This is a genomic window from Rhodococcus sp. NPDC054953 (genome assembly GCF_053609225.1).
In genome coordinates this window covers 114611-129316 of record NZ_JBSGXD010000011.1, presented here as the reverse complement: position 1 = coordinate 129316, position 14706 = coordinate 114611, and the positions used below count along the sequence as shown (strand labels likewise).

Below are 14706 nucleotides of genomic sequence, written 5' to 3'. Positions count from 1 at the left end.
CCGTCGCGGGGCGCGGCCACGCCGACCTCGACGACGTGATCGGCATGTTCGTCGGAACCCTGGTGCTGCGCACCGAGGTTCGCGCGGACGGCTCGTTCACCGACCTGCTCGCCGAGGTTCGCGATCGGGACCTAGCCGCGTTCGCCAATGCGGACGTACCGTTCGAGAGGATCGTCGAGGCGCTCGACCCGATCCGCTCGACCGCGCGGCATCCGCTGTTCCAGGCCGGATTCGCGCTGCAGAACCATCGTCCCGGCAGCCTTGAGCTGCCCGGCCTGCGGATCGAGCCGGTCGACCCGGGCATCGCGCTGTCGCCCGTCGACCTCCAGCTGACGATCCGGGACCGCACCGACGAGTCCGGTGCCCCGCTCGGGCTCGGTGCCGTGTTCACCTATTCGACGGCACTGTTCGACGAGGACACGATCCGCGCCTTCGCCGACCGCTTCGCGCGGCTGGTGCGGGCCGTCGCCGCGGATCCGGGCCTCGCCGTCGGCGACCTCGAGATGCTCGGCGCCGACGAGCGTGCCGCGGTGTCGCTGCCCGCTCCTGCCCTGCCGACGATGCTGCTGCCGGACCTGCTCACCGCAGGCATCGCGGCCGGGGACGTCGCGGTGGTGTTCGACGGCGGGGGTGCGTCGTTCTCCGAGCTGTCCTACCCGGAACTGGATGCGTGGTCGAACCGGTTGGCGCGGGTGCTGATCGGTCACGGCGCAGGCCCGGAACGTCCGGTGGCGGTCGCGCTGCCGCGGTCGATGGAGTCGATCGTGGCGCTGTGGGCGGTGGCGAAGTCGGGTGCGGTGTACGTGCCCGTCGACCCGGCCTACCCGGAGGACCGGATCGCGCACATGATCGCCGATTCGGGGGTGACGCTCGGCCTCACCGACGCCGCCGGACGCGCCGCGATGCCCGCCGGGGTGCAGTGGCTGACCCTCGATGCGGCCCGCGTCGACGGCGTCTCCGCCGCGGCGGTGACCGATGCGGACCGCCGCGGTCCGGTGCTGCCCGAGCATGCGGCCTACATGATCTACACGTCCGGCTCGACCGGCATGCCGAAGGGTGTCGTGGTCACCCACACCGGCCTGTCCTCGTTCACCGCGCAGGCTCGCCCGGAGATCGCGGTGACGGCCTCGTCCCGGGTGCTGCGGTTGTCGTCGGCGAGCTTCGATGCATCACTCAGCGAGATGCTGCAGGCGTTCAATGCGGGCGCCACCATGGTGGTTGCGCCGCCGTCCGTGCTCGGCGGCGAGGAACTGACCGAGCTGATGGCACGGGAGCGGGTCACGCACGTGCTGACCGCCCCCGCGGCCCTGAGCACGGTCGACCCGGCCCGGCTTCCTGACCTGGAGATGGTCGGCGTCGGCGGCGACGTGTGCCCGCCGGCGCTGGTGGAGCAGTTCGCCCCGGGGCGTCGGTTCCTCAACGGGTACGGGCCGACCGAGACCACGATCATCGTCACGCTGACCCAGCCGCTCGCGGTGGGTGACCGGATCACGATCGGTCCGCCGATCCAGGGCGTCGAGGTGATGGTCCTCGACACCCGACTGCACCCGGTTCCGGTGGGGGTCGTCGGTGAGCTGTACCTGTCGGGTCCGGCGCTGGCTCGCGGCTACCATCGCCGCAGCGCGCTGACGGCCGACCGGTTCGTTGCGAACCCCCACCGCGACAACGGTTCCCGCATGTACCGCACCGGTGACCTGGTGCGGCTCGGCGGGGACGGCCTGCTGGACTACATCGGACGGGCCGACGCGCAGGTGAAGGTGCGCGGACTGCGGGTCGAACTCGGCGAGATCGAGGCCGCCCTTGCCCGGCACGAGCGGGTGGCGGTCGCCGCGGCGACCGTGCACCGGGACGGCGCGCGCGGTGACCAACTGGTCGGATACGTGGTCCCGGTCGACGGCGCAGACGTCGATGTCGCGGAGGTGCTGGCGGACACGGCACGACACCTGCCCCGGGCACTCGTGCCCGCGGCGGTGATCGTGCTCGAGTCGATCCCGATGACACCGGCAGGAAAGGTCGACCGGCGTTCGCTGCCCGCACCCGAGTTCGGCTCCGGTGCGGCCGAATACCGAGAACCGTCCACCGGGTCCGAGCATGCGGTGGCCGCCGCCTACACCGAGGTGCTCGGCGCCGACCGGGTCGGCGCCGACGACGACTTCTTCGCGATCGGCGGCAACTCGCTGTCCGCCACCCGCGTCGTCGCCCGGATCAACGCCGACCTCGGCATCACCCTTGGCGTCCGCGACCTGTTCGAGGCACCCACCGTCGCGGGCCTCGCCACCCGCGCCGCGGCCGCGGCGGCCGCCCCGTCCCGGCCTGCGCTCGTCGCCGGGCCACGCCCGGACCGGATCCCGTTGTCGGCAGCGCAATCCCGAATGTGGTTCCTCAACCGATTCGACACCACCTCCGCCGCGTACAACATCCCGTTCGCGGTCCGGCTGACCGGTGGGCTGGACACCGGCGCGCTCCAGGCGGCGGTGCGCGACGTGCTGGCCCGGCACGAGTCGCTGCGCACGGTGTACCCCGACGCCGCGGACGGCCCGCACCAGGTGGTGTTGCCCGCCGACCGGGTGCGCCTCGACCTCGACCCGGTGGACGTCGCGGAGTCCGACGTGGCCGCGGCGGTGGTCGCCGTCCTCGGCGCGGGCTTCGACGTCGCGGCCGACGTCCCGATCCGCGGGCGCCTGCTCCGCGTCGCCGCCGACGACCACGTGCTGCTGCTGTCGGTGCACCACATCGCCACCGACGGATTCTCGGCGGGCCCGCTCGCCAGGGACGTCGTCGTCGCCTACGAGGCCCGCCGGAACGGCACGGCCCCGGCCGTTGCGCCGCTGCCCGTGCAGTACGCCGACTTCACGCTGTGGCAGCGGGACGTGCTCGGGTCCGAGGACGACCCCGACTCGACGGTGTCCCGGCAGATTGCCCACTGGCGACGGGTGCTGGCCGGGCTGCCCGAGGTGATCGACCTGCCGACGGACCGCCCGCGCCCGGACACCCGGACCGGGCACGGCGACCGCGTCCACTTCACCATCGGTGCCGACCTCGCGACCCGGCTGCGGGACCACGCCGCCGAGCGCGGGGTGACGGTCTTCATGGTCGTGCACGCCGCCCTCGCGGTGCTGCTGAGCCGAATGACGGGCGGCACCGACATTGCGGTCGGCACCCCCATCGCGGGCCGCGGCGAGCGGGCCCTCGACGACCTCGTCGGCATGTTCGTCGGCACCCTCGTGCTGCGGACCGACATCGCTCCGGGCCGCTCGTTCCGGGACGTGCTGACCGAGGTGCGGGACGCCGACCTCGCGGCCTTCTCCAACGCCGACCTGCCGTTCGAGCGGCTCGTGGAGATCCTGGCACCGGTCCGCTCGAGCGCGTTCACCCCGCTGTTCCAGGTGATGCTCTCGTTCGAGCACTTCGGATCGACGCCGTTCGAACTGCCGGGCCTGACCCTCACTCCGCTCGAATCCGATGTCGTGACAGCGAAGTTCGACCTGGCGGTCACGGTGTCGGAGAGCGCGGACGCCGACGGTGCGCTCCCCGCCGCCATCACCTACGCGACCGACCTGTTCGACCGCGTCACCATCGAAACCCTCGCGGCCCGCTTCGTTCGGATCCTCGACTCCGCGTTGACGACGCCGCACGCCGCGGTCGGGGACATCGAGATCCTCGACGCCGACGAGCGGGTGACGCTGCCGGTGCGCGCGGGAGCCGATGCGCCAGCCACCGCGCTGCTGCCCGACCTGCTGACGGCCGGTGTCGGTGTCGGAGACGTCGCGGTGGTGTACGACGGCGGTGCCTCGTCGTACGCCGAACTGTCGTACCCGGACCTCGACGCTCGGTCGAATCGGTTGGCGCGGGCGCTGATCGACCGCGGAGCCGGGCCCGAACAGGCGGTCGCCGTTGCCCTGCCGCGGTCGGTGGAGTCGATCATCGCCCTGTGGGCGGTCGCCAAGACCGGCGCCGCGTACGTGCCCGTCGACCCCGCCTACCCGGCCGAACGAATCGCGCACATGATCACCGATTCCGGTGTGCGGCTGGGTATCACCGATGAGGTCGGGACGGCGGCACTGCCCGCAGGAGTCGACTGGGTGACCCCCGGCCACGCCGATCCGTTCACGGCAGAGCCGGTGACCGACGCCGAGCGCACGACAGCGTTGCGTCCCGACCACGCGGCGTACGTGATCTACACATCCGGATCGACGGGCGTGCCGAAGGGCGTCGTCGTCACCCACACCGGGCTGGCCGCCTTCACCGCCACGGCCCGCCCCGAGCTCGGCGCCACCGCGGCCTCCCGGGTGCTGCGGTTGTCGTCGGCGAGCTTCGACGCGTCCATGTTCGAGATGATCCACGCCTTCAGCGCGGGCGCCGCGATGGTGGTCGCGCCGCCCGACGTGATAGGCGGCGCGGAACTCACGGACCTGCTGGCACGCGAACGCGTCACCCACATCCTCACCGCGCCAGCCGCGCTCGGCACCGTCGACGCGGACCGGCTTCCCGAGTTGGCGACTGTCATCGTCGGTGGTGACGTGTGCCCGCCGATGCTGGTCGAACAGTTCGTCGGCGACGGAGCAGGGGTGCGTCGCCGCTTCTTCAACAGCTACGGGCCGACCGAGACGACAATCGTCATCACGATCGGCGACGACCTGCACCCGGCCACCCGTCCGAAGCAGAACGTTCCGAGCGGCTCGCCGCGGCGTATCCCGATCGGCTCGCCGATCCAGGGCGCCGAGGTGATGGTCCTCGACACCCGGCTGCGGCCGGTGCCGGTCGGGGTGACGGGTGAGCTGTACCTGTCGGGCGCGGCGCTGGCCAGGGGATATCACCGACGCGGCGCGCTGACCGCGGAACGGTTCGTCGCGAACCCCTACCGCGACAACGGTTCCCGCATGTACCGCACCGGCGACCTGGTGCGGCTCGGAGCGGACGGCCTGCTGGACTACGTCGGCCGGGCCGACGCGCAGGTGAAGGTGCGCGGGCTGCGGGTCGAACTCGGTGAGGTCGAGGCCGCGCTGACCCGGCACCCGGCGGTCGCGGTCGCCGCGGCCACCGTGCACCGGCACCCCACGCTCGGTGACCAGCTGGTCGGGTACGTGGTCCCGGTCGCCGACGCGGTGGCCGAGGCCGCCGCCGTGCTGGCCGAGGCGGCGCGGCACCTGCCGCGGGCACTGGTGCCGTCGGCGGTCGTGGTGCTGGACACGATCCCGACCACACCCGCCGGGAAGATGGACCGCCGGGCACTGCCCGCACCGGAGTTCGGGTCCGGCGCGGCGGACTACCGCGAACCGGTCGGCGCCACCGAGCTGCTCGTCGCGGCCGTCTACGCCGAACTGCTCGGGCTGGAGCGGGTCGGCGCCGACGACGACTTCTTCGCCGTCGGCGGCAACTCGCTGACCGCAACGCGTCTCGTCGCCCGGGTCAACGAGGCGGCCGGTGCGGGAATCGGGGTTCGGGACGTGTTCGAGGCGGCCACCGTCGCCGCGCTCGCGCTGCGCGTCGAGAACTCGACCGGATCGGCGCTCCCCGCGCTCGTCGCGCGGCCGCGTCCGGCGCGGATCCCGCTCTCGCTGGCGCAGTCCCGGATGTGGTTCCTCAACCGCTTCGACCCGGAGTCGGCCGCCTACAACATCCCGGTCGCCATCCGGCTCGACGGCGACCTCGATGTCGCGGCGCTGCGGGCCGCGGTCGACGACGTACTCGACCGGCACGAGTCGCTGCGGACGGTGTACCCGGAGGACGGGGACGGCCCCGTCCAGGTGATCGTGCCCGCGACCGAGGTCGGTCTCGACCTCACACCGGTGGAGGTGACCGAGGCCGAGCTGACCGCGCGGATATTCGACGTGCTCGGTCGGGGCTTCGACGTGACCACCGCGGTACCGGTCCGCGGCCGGCTGCTCCGCACCGCGCCGGACGCCTTCGTGCTGGTGCTGGCGATCCACCACATCAGCGGCGACGGCTTCTCCGTCGGACCGCTCGCCCGTGACGTCGTCGTCGCCTACGAGTCACGGCGGCGTGGAGCCGCTCCCGGGTGGGAGCCGCTGCCCGTGCAGTACGCCGACTTCGCGCTGTGGCAGCGGGAGGTGCTCGGGTCCGAGGACGACCCCGACTCGGCGGTGTCCCGGCAGATCTCCTTCTGGCGCCAGGCACTGGCCGGACAGCCCGACCTGCTCGAACTACCCTCGGATCGGCCGCGGCCCGCGGTCGCGTCGACCGCTGGTGGGAAGGTCGGCTTCGACATCGACGCCGACACCCACCGGCTGCTGGCCGACCTGGCCGCCAGCGCGAGTGCCTCACTGTTCATGGTGGTGCACGCCGCGTTCGCGACCTTCCTTGCGCGAATGTCCGGCACCGACGACATTGCGGTGGGCACCCCGATCGCGGGGCGCGGCGGGCACGCCCTCGACGGGATGGTCGGCATGTTCGTGAACACCTTGGTGTTTCGGTCCGCGATCCGTCCGGGGTGGGCGTTCGACGAAGTTCTCGCTCGGGTCCGGGAGGCGGACCTGGCGGCGATGGGCAACGCGGACGTGCCGTTCGAGCGACTGGTGGAGGTCGTCAATCCGGTGCGGTCGACCGCCCGGCACCCGCTGTTCCAGATCGGGTTCTCCTTCCAGAACCAGGAAGCGGCGAGCCTGGAGCTTCCCGGCCTCACCGTCAGCGGAGTGGACTACACCTCCAACCTCACACAGTTCGATCTGCACCTCGTTGTCACCGACCGGTACGGCACGTCCGGTGAGCCGCTCGGCATGTCGGCGGCGTTCACCTATTCCGCGGCGCTGTTCGACGAGGCCACCGTGCGCACCCTCGCCGACCGGTTCGGTCGGCTCGTCGCGGCCGTCGCCGCCGACCCGTCGACGACCGTCGGTGACATCGACCTGTTGGACGGCAGCGAACGTGACCTGATGCTCGTGGACTGGAACGACACCGGCCGCCCGCTCCCCGCGGATCGCACCCTGGTGGATCTGTTCGACGAGCAGGTCGCTCGCACACCCGACCACCCGGCACTGGTGTTCGAGGACCACCGGCTCACCTACGTCGAGTTCGACGCTCGTGTGAACCGGCTTGCGCGGCACCTGATCTCGCTGGGTGTCGGTCCGGAGTCGTCGGTTGCCCTTGCGATGCGCCGCTCGATCGACCTGGTGGTCGGCATGTACGCGACGGCGAAGGCGGGCGGCGCCTACGTGCCGATCGACCCCGAGCATCCCGCCGACCGGATCGGGCACATCCTCGCCACCGCGGCACCGGTGTGCGTACTCACCACCTCGGTCGATCGGGTCGCCGTGCGTGGCGTCGCACCCGTGCTCGACATCGATGACCTCGACCTGTCGGGATACCCGGACACGCCGATCGAGGCGGCGGAACGTCGGGCGCCGCTGCGCGGTGCCAACACCGCCTACGTGATCTTCACGTCCGGGTCGACCGGAACTCCGAAGGGCGTCGCCGTTGGGCACGCCGCGATCGTCAACCAGTTGCTCTGGAAGCAAGCCGAATTCGGACTCGATTCGACCGACTCGGCCTTGCTCAAGACCGCCGCGACCTTCGACCTGTCGGTGTGGGAATTCTGGTCCGCGCTCACCTCGGGTGGATGCCTCGTCGTCGCGGCCGCGGACGGGCACCGCGACCCGGACCACCTGCTCGAGCTGATCGAGGAGGAGGGCGTCACCACCCTGCACACCGTGCCGTCGATGCTGTCGATGTTGCTCGCAGCGGCGGGCGGCACGCTGCCGTCGTCGCTGCGGCGGGTGCTGGCGATCGGCGAGGCCCTCCCCGCGGAGACCGCACGCGAGTTCCGGGCAGGCAACCGAGCCGAGCTGGTCAACCTGTACGGGCCAACCGAGGCCGCGGTCAGCGTCACCGCGCACCGGACGAGCGACGAGGACGGCGTCACCATCCCGATCGGCGTGCCAGAGTGGAACACCCGGACCTACGTCCTCGACGAGCGGCTGCGGCCCGTCCCCGTCGGTGTCCGTGGCGAGCTGTACCTGGCCGGTACGCAGCTCGCCCGCGGCTACCACGGTCGGGTCGGTCTGACCGCGGACCGGTTCGTCGCGAACCCCTTCGGCGATGCCGGCGAACGGATGTATCGGACCGGCGACGTCGCCGCGTGGCGTGCCGACGGTCGCATCGAGTACCTGGGCCGGTCCGACTTCCAGGTGAAGGTACGTGGCTTCCGCATCGAGCTCGGCGAAATCGAGGCGGCGCTGCGCCGGTGCCCCGGTGTCGACGCGGCGGCCGTCGCCGCGGTCGACGACCCGACGCTCGGCGGTCGTCTGGTCGCCTACGTGGTACCAAACCCGGGGACCGACCTCGATCCCTCCGGAGTGCGCTCCGCACTCGGTCGGGAGCTGCCCAGCTACATGGTGCCTGCGGTGATCGTCCCCCTCGACGCGCTGCCGCTTGGCGTCACCGGCAAACTCGATCGGAAGGCGTTGCCGGACCCGGTCTTCACACCGACCGAATACCGCAGGCCGGGGACGGACGGGGAACGCGCGGTGGCATCGGTGTTCGAGGAACTGCTCGGTGTGCAGCGGGTCGGTGCCGACGACAACTTCTTCGAACTCGGCGGCAACTCGATGGTGGCGGTGCGCGTCGTGACCCGGCTCAGGGAGCTGACGGGAGCGGAGGTGTCGCTGCAGCTGCTCATGACGGACCCCACCCCGGCGTCCATCGCGGCGCGCATGGCGGCCGGTCACGGCGATGCGGAGTCCGCGCTGCAGGTGCTCTACCCGATCCGCACCGCTGGCACCGATAGCCCGCTGTTCTGCATCCATCCGATCGTCGGATTGTCCTGGTGCTACACCGGTCTCGCGCAGCACCTCGACGCCTCGCGGCCGGTCTACGGGATTCAGTCCCCGGCGATCGTGGCGGACGGCGACGCGCCAGCCTCGCTCGACGAGCTCGCCGCGCGGTACGTCGCCGAGATCCGGCGGATCCAACCGTCGGGCCCGTACCACCTGCTGGGGTGGTCGCTCGGCGGGGTCCTCGCACACGCGATGGCGGTGCAGTTGCAGCAGGTCGGGGAGCGGGTGGAGTCGCTGACCATGCTCGACAGCATCGCCGAGCGGATCGAGCGGACCGAACCGGCCGTGCCGGTCGGTGCCGCAGATCTGTTGGCGGGACTCGGATTCGACGGGCAGCTTCCCGCGGGCCTGGACACCCTGTCCGCGGAGGCCCTCACCGAGGCGGCGTCGACGCTGCTGCCCGCCATCGGTGGACCGCTCTCGGTCTTGACTGCCGAGCACGTTCAGCGGATGATCGCGAGCGCCCAACACAATTCCGACCTCATGGAGCGTCATCGGCCGGGAGTGTTCGCGGGCGATCTGCTGTACTTCACCGCGGCACTGGATGATTCCACGGGATCACGAGGTGCCCGGACGTGGCGTCCGTTCGTCAGCGGAGGCATCGATAACCATCAGGTCGAGAGCACGCACTGGCACATGACCGTGCCCGCGTCCCTCGACACGATCGGCCCGGTGACGCGGGCGCACCTCGCCGTCGCCGACGGTGGGCCCGGAGCCTCGACGAGAAACGGACACTGACGTATGCGGTCCAGTTGGACGATCCTGCCCGCCCTGGTCGCTGCGGTGGCGCTGACCCCGCTCGGCGTAGCCGCCGCGGGTGCCGCCCCCGCCCCCGCCGCCGCCACCGAGGCGGCGGGGGAGTCCACGCAGGCGGGCCGGCTCGACCGCATCGAGAAGATCGACGACACGCGGTGGAACGTCTTCGTGTACGCGCCGTCGATGGACGAGGTGGTGGAGTTCCAGGTGCTGCGCCCGGCCGACACCAGCGCCCCCCGGCCGACGCTGTACCTGCTCAACGGGGCCGGGGGCGGCGAGGACGGGGCGAACTGGATCGGGCAGACCGACATCGAGGACTTCTTCGCGGACAAGAACGTGAACGTGGCGATCCCGGTTGGCGGCTACATCAGCTACTACACCGACTGGCGACGCGACGACCCGAAGCTCGGCCGCAACCAGTGGCAGACGTTCCTCACCGAGGAGGCGCCGCCGGTCCTCGACGCGGCGCTCGGCGCCAACGGGGTCAACGCGATCGGCGGTCTGTCGATGTCCGCGAGCTCGGTCCTCGACCTCGCCATCCAAGCCCCCGGCCTGTACCGCGGGGTCGCCTCGTACAGCGGCTGCGCGATGACCAGCGACCCGATCGGGCAGGCGATGGTGCGGGCCGTCGTCGAGGTCGCAGGCCGGGGCGACACCCGGAACATGTGGGGTCCGCCCGGCGACCCGGAATGGGTCCGGCACGATCCGTACGTCAACGCCGACAAGCTCCGCGGGCTCGAGCTGTTCGTCTCCAGCGGCACCGGGCTGCCCGGCGAGTTCGAACGTCCCGAGGCGCCGCGGCCCGCGCTGTCGCCGCCGCTGCAGGACCAGATCGTCGTCGGCGGGGCGATTGAGGCGGCCGCCAACTACTGCACCCACCGGCTGGTGGCGCGCCTCGGTGAGCTCGGCATTCCCGTCGACACCGACCTGCAGCCGACCGGAACCCACTCGTGGGGGTACTGGCAGGACACGCTGCGCCGGTCGTGGCCGACGCTGGCCCGCGCGCTCGGCGTCGACGAGGCGTAGCCGTCAGGCCTCGGCGGGCCGGGCTGCCGCCCTTGCGTCGCGGGCCGCGGACGTCGCGGGGTGCACCGCGATCAGGCCCAACCCGGCCCGTCGCCTGCAGTGCCGCACCAACTCCGCGTACGCCGGGGCCCCGAGAAGCTCGGTCAGCTCCGGGCCGTACGACTGCCACACCGGCCGGGTGCCGACGTGCGCGTCCGGCGACCCCGAGCAGTACCAGTGCAGGTCCGCGCCGCCCTCACCCCAGCCGCGCCGGTCGTACTCGGTGAGCGTGGTCCGCAGGATCTGCTCGCCGTCCGGCCGGTCCACCCACTCCTGCGTGCGCCGAATCGGCAACTGCCAGCACACGTCCGGCTTCACCTCGAGCGGCTCGATGCCCTCGCGCACCGCCATGATGTGGAACGCGCACCCGAGACCGCCCTCGAAGCCGGGGCGGTTCAGGAAGATGCACGCACCCTTGTGCCTGCGGGTCCGCAGTGCCGGTTCGTCGTCGAGGTCGTCCTCCTCGACGTAGCCCTTCTTGCCGAGTCCCTTCTCCATGAACTGCCAGTCGGCTGGCGTGAGCATGCTCACGCAGCGGTCCAGCTTCTCGCGGTCCTCCTCGTCGGAGAGGAAGGCGCCGTGCGAGCAGCAGCCGTCGTCGGGCCTGCCCTCGATGATCCCCTGGCAGGCCGGGGTGCCGAACACGCAGGTCCACCGGGAAAGAAGCCAGGTCAGGTCGGCGGCGATGAGGTGGTCGGGATTCGCCGGGTCGATGAACTCGATCCACTCGCGGGGGAAGTTGAGGTCCACCTCCGGAGTGGGCGTCATCTTCGCGGTGTTCGGGGCGGCGCCTGCTGTCACAGTGCCAGACGGTAGACCCAGTACCGTGGTCACGTGCGGTTAGGGGTACTCGACGTCGGAAGCAACACCGTCCACCTTCTGGTGGTCGATGCGCACAGGGGTGCGCATCCCACCCCGATGAGTTCGACCAAGGCGACGCTGCGGCTCGCGGAAAACACCGACGCGGCGGGCGACATCACCGTCGGCGGCGCCGATCGGCTGGTCGCGGCCGTCGGCGACTTCGCGTCGATCGCGGCCACGTCCGGGTGCGGCGAGCTGATGGCGTTCGCGACGTCCGCGGTCCGGGACGCCAACAACTCCGAGGCGGTGCTCGCCAGGGTGCGGGCCGAGACCGGGGTGAACCTGGAGGTGCTGTCCGGGGTCGACGAGGCCCGGCTGACCTTCCTCGCGGTGCGCCGCTGGTACGGATGGAGCGCGGGCCGCATCCTGAACTTCGACATCGGCGGCGGGTCCCTCGAGATGACCGCGGGCGGGGACGAGGACCCGGACGTCGCGTTCTCGCTGCAGCTCGGCGCGGGGCGACTGACCAGGGACTGGTTGCAGTCCGACCCGCCGGGTAAGCGTCGGGTCGCGGTGCTGCGGGACTGGCTCGACGCGGAACTGGTTGAGCCGGCCAAGGCGCTGCGCGCCGCGGGCTCCCCCGACCGCGTGGTCGGCACGTCCAAGACGTTCCGGTCGCTGGCGCGACTCACCGGGGCCGCGCCCTCCGCCGCGGGCCCCCGGGTCCGGAGGACACTGACCGCGAGCGGGCTGCGCCAGCTGATCGCGTTCATCTCGCGGATGACGACGTCGGACCGCGCGGAGCTGGAGGGTGTGAGCGCGGACCGGTCACAACAGATCGTGGCAGGCGCACTGATTGCGGAGGCGAGCATGCGGGCACTGTCGGTGGACGAGCTGGAGATCTGTCCGTGGGCGCTGCGGGAGGGTCTGATCCTGCGCAAACTGGACACGGATATGGGCGGCGAACTGGTGGTGGCGCGATGAGTGGCAAGCCCGAGGACACCGGGCAGATCTCCGTCGCGGAGCTGCTCGCCCGCAACGGTCAGCAGGTCGAGTCGCGGGGCGGGCGGCGGCGCCGCGGCGCAGCAGGCGGGATCAGTGTTGCCGAACTGACCGGTGAACTGCCGGTGGTGTCGGACGCGGATGTCCGGCCGCGCAACCGGCGCGCCGCACCCGACCCGGACGACGACATCGCAGGCGCCTCCGGTGCCGGTGCGGTCCCTGCCGCCCCGGCCCCGCGCCCGGAGGCCCCGGACCCGATCCCGTCGGTCAGCACGACTCCGGAGGTAACGCCGCCGTCGCTGCCCGTCGCGCCCGGCGTCCCCGCCGAGGTCGATCACACCCAGGCGATCCCGGCGCTGCGGCGGGCGGTGCTCGCGAAGGCGGACGCGGACCGCAAGGCCGCGGCCGACCGGTCCGCGCAGGACAGCGCATTGTCGACCGCGGCCCCGGCCGGGACGGTGCCCCCGACGGTGTCGGGGCCGATCCCCTCGCCAGCACCGGCCGCTGCCAGCACCGCAACCCCGGCGCCCGCGTCGGCGGTCGAGAAGACGACCGTCGTCGACGCCGTGACGCCAGCCGCGGGCGGCTCGGTCGCCAGCGGTTCGGTGCCGTCGGCGGGCCTCGGCTCCGAGTCGCCGGCCGAGAAGACCACGGTGGTGCCCGCGGCGAGCACGGGGCGCCGGTTCCGGCCGGAGCCGGAGCCGGAGGCGCCCGACGCGTCGGCCGGGTCGAAGGCCAAGCCCTACACGGGGACGCCCACCGTCCGCGAGCCCGCGCTGCTGTCCGGCTCGAGCCTCGAGGCGGACCTGCTGCGTCAGGCCCGCAGTGCCCGCACCGAGTCGCTCGACGAGGCGCGGGCGCTGGTGCACACCACGGGCGAGTTCCCGCGGGTCACGGACACGCCGGGGGCCGCCGAGGCCACCGATGTGACGGTGGCGCCTGCCGCGAAGCCGGCAGGACGCGACGACACCGGCCCCGCCCCCGCGGTTGACGACGAGGACGACGGCCCTGCGGAGCAGGCGAGCACCAGCCGCGGCGGCGCGCTCCGCCAGTGGGCAGTGCTCGTTGGGCAGGCCGTCGTCGCGATCGTCGCGGGCGCGCTGCTGTTCAAGGGCTTCGAGAAGCTGTGGGAATCGCTGCCGTGGGTGGCGCTGGTACTGGCCGTGCTGGTGATCGCCGGGCTGGTCGCGGTGGTCCGCATCCTGCGTCAGACCGAGGATCTGCTGAGCCTGCTGATCGCGGTGATCGTCGGCGTATTCGTGACGATCGGCCCCCTCGTGTTCGTGCTCAGTTCGAGCTGACGGTGGCGGCGGGAAGCGGCGGTCCGGTGGACCGGGCGGCGGGCCGGGGTCACCGGATCCTGGTGGGTCTGTCGACGGCGTCGGTGTACCCGCAGAACACGGAGGCGGCGTTCGAGTACGCCGCCGAACTCGGCTACGACGGTGTCGAGCTGATGGTGTGGGCGGAGACGGCCAGTCAGGACCTGGCCACCGTCACGCGGATGGTCCGGAAGTACGCGGTCCCGGTGCTGGCCGTGCACGCGCCGTGCCTGTTGATCTCGCAGCGGGTGTGGGGCGCGGACCCGGTCGCCAAGCTGGAACGGTCGGTGCGGGCCGCGGAGGCCCTCGGCGCGCGGACCGTCGTCGTGCACCCGCCGTTCCGGTGGCAACGCCGGTACGCGGACGGGTTCGCCGATCAGGTGCACGACCTTGAGCAGCGCAGTGATGTCGCGGTTGCCGTGGAGAACATGTTCCCGATGCGCGCCGACCGGTTCTGGGGTGCGAAGTCGAAGTCGGCCGAGCGGCTGGAGAAGCGGGGCGGTCCGGGACCCGGCGTGTCCGCGTTCGCGCCGTCCTACGACCCGACCGATGTCGGGCACGCGCACTACACCCTTGACCTCTCGCACACCGCGACCGCCGGGATGGACGCGGCCGCGCTCGCGAGCCGGATGGGGGAGGGCCTGACCCACTTGCACCTGGCCGATGGCCGCGGTGCGTCCGCGGACGAGCACCTGATCCCGGGGCACGGCAGCCAGCCCTGCGCGCAGATGTGCCGGTCGCTGGCCGCGTCCGCGTTCGACGGGCACGTGGTGCTCGAGATCAACACGCAGAACGCGCGCACCAGGGCCGAACGCAGGTCGATGTTGGCGCAGTCGCTGGCGTTCGCCCGCGAGCACCTCGCGAGATAGCCGCTGCCGCGGACCGTGGGGGGGGTTTCCCCCCCGTTGGGGGGGAGCTCCTCCCCAGAACCCAAAAAAACTTCCCCCCCCCCCCCACGCAAGACCACCAAC

At 72.0% G+C, this 14706-nt stretch carries 6 protein-coding genes; 5 read left to right on the top strand and 1 reads right to left on the bottom strand.

The features are described 5' to 3' along the window. Together ACWF62_RS10505 and ACWF62_RS10500 are read left to right on the top strand one after the other, a co-directional pair. Positions 1–9530: amino acid adenylation domain-containing protein (locus tag ACWF62_RS10505; protein WP_452629996.1), on the top strand; the 9530-nt coding region annotated here is incomplete at its 5' end. Positions 9531–9533: 3 nt separating this feature from the next. Then, positions 9534–10574, top strand: a complete 1041-nt coding sequence (locus ACWF62_RS10500) for an alpha/beta hydrolase (protein WP_452629995.1) — start codon at positions 9534–9536, stop codon at positions 10572–10574. A gap of 3 nt (positions 10575–10577) precedes the next feature. Here ACWF62_RS10500 and ACWF62_RS10495 read toward each other — a convergent pair whose 3' ends face one another. Beyond that, positions 10578–11381 (bottom strand): hypothetical protein, encoded by an 804-nt coding sequence (locus ACWF62_RS10495; protein WP_452629998.1) that lies wholly within the window; start codon positions 11379–11381, stop codon positions 10578–10580. Positions 11382–11447: 66 nt separating this feature from the next. On the opposite strand from ACWF62_RS10495, the gene ACWF62_RS10490 reads away from it, so the two are divergent. The 3 genes from ACWF62_RS10490 to ACWF62_RS10480 all read left to right on the top strand — a co-directional run bounded on the left by ACWF62_RS10490 (position 11448) and on the right by ACWF62_RS10480 (position 14604). Further along, positions 11448–12398, top strand: a complete 951-nt coding sequence (locus ACWF62_RS10490; RefSeq protein WP_378569903.1) for a Ppx/GppA phosphatase family protein — start codon at positions 11448–11450, stop codon at positions 12396–12398. Further along, positions 12395–13717 (top strand): hypothetical protein, encoded by a 1323-nt coding sequence (locus ACWF62_RS10485; protein ID WP_452629993.1) that lies wholly within the window; start codon positions 12395–12397, stop codon positions 13715–13717. The genes ACWF62_RS10490 and ACWF62_RS10485 overlap by 4 nt, the downstream gene beginning before the upstream one ends. Before the next feature lie 62 nt (positions 13718–13779). After that, positions 13780–14604: a sugar phosphate isomerase/epimerase family protein gene (locus tag ACWF62_RS10480; protein WP_378506398.1), complete on the top strand. Its 825-nt coding sequence runs from the start codon at positions 13780–13782 to the stop codon at positions 14602–14604. Positions 14605–14706 lie beyond the last annotated feature (102 nt).

Bases quoted from the DNA above. Each gene is read 5' to 3' on its own strand.
- ACWF62_RS10500 (WP_452629995.1), top strand. From the start codon at position 9,534: ATGCGGTCCAGTTGGACGATCCTGCCCGCCCTGGTCGCTGCGGTGGCG.
- ACWF62_RS10495 (WP_452629998.1), bottom strand. From the start codon at position 11,381: ATGACGCCCACTCCGGAGGTGGACCTCAACTTCCCCCGCGAGTGGATC.
- ACWF62_RS10485 (WP_452629993.1), top strand. From the start codon at position 12,395: ATGAGTGGCAAGCCCGAGGACACCGGGCAGATCTCCGTCGCGGAGCTG.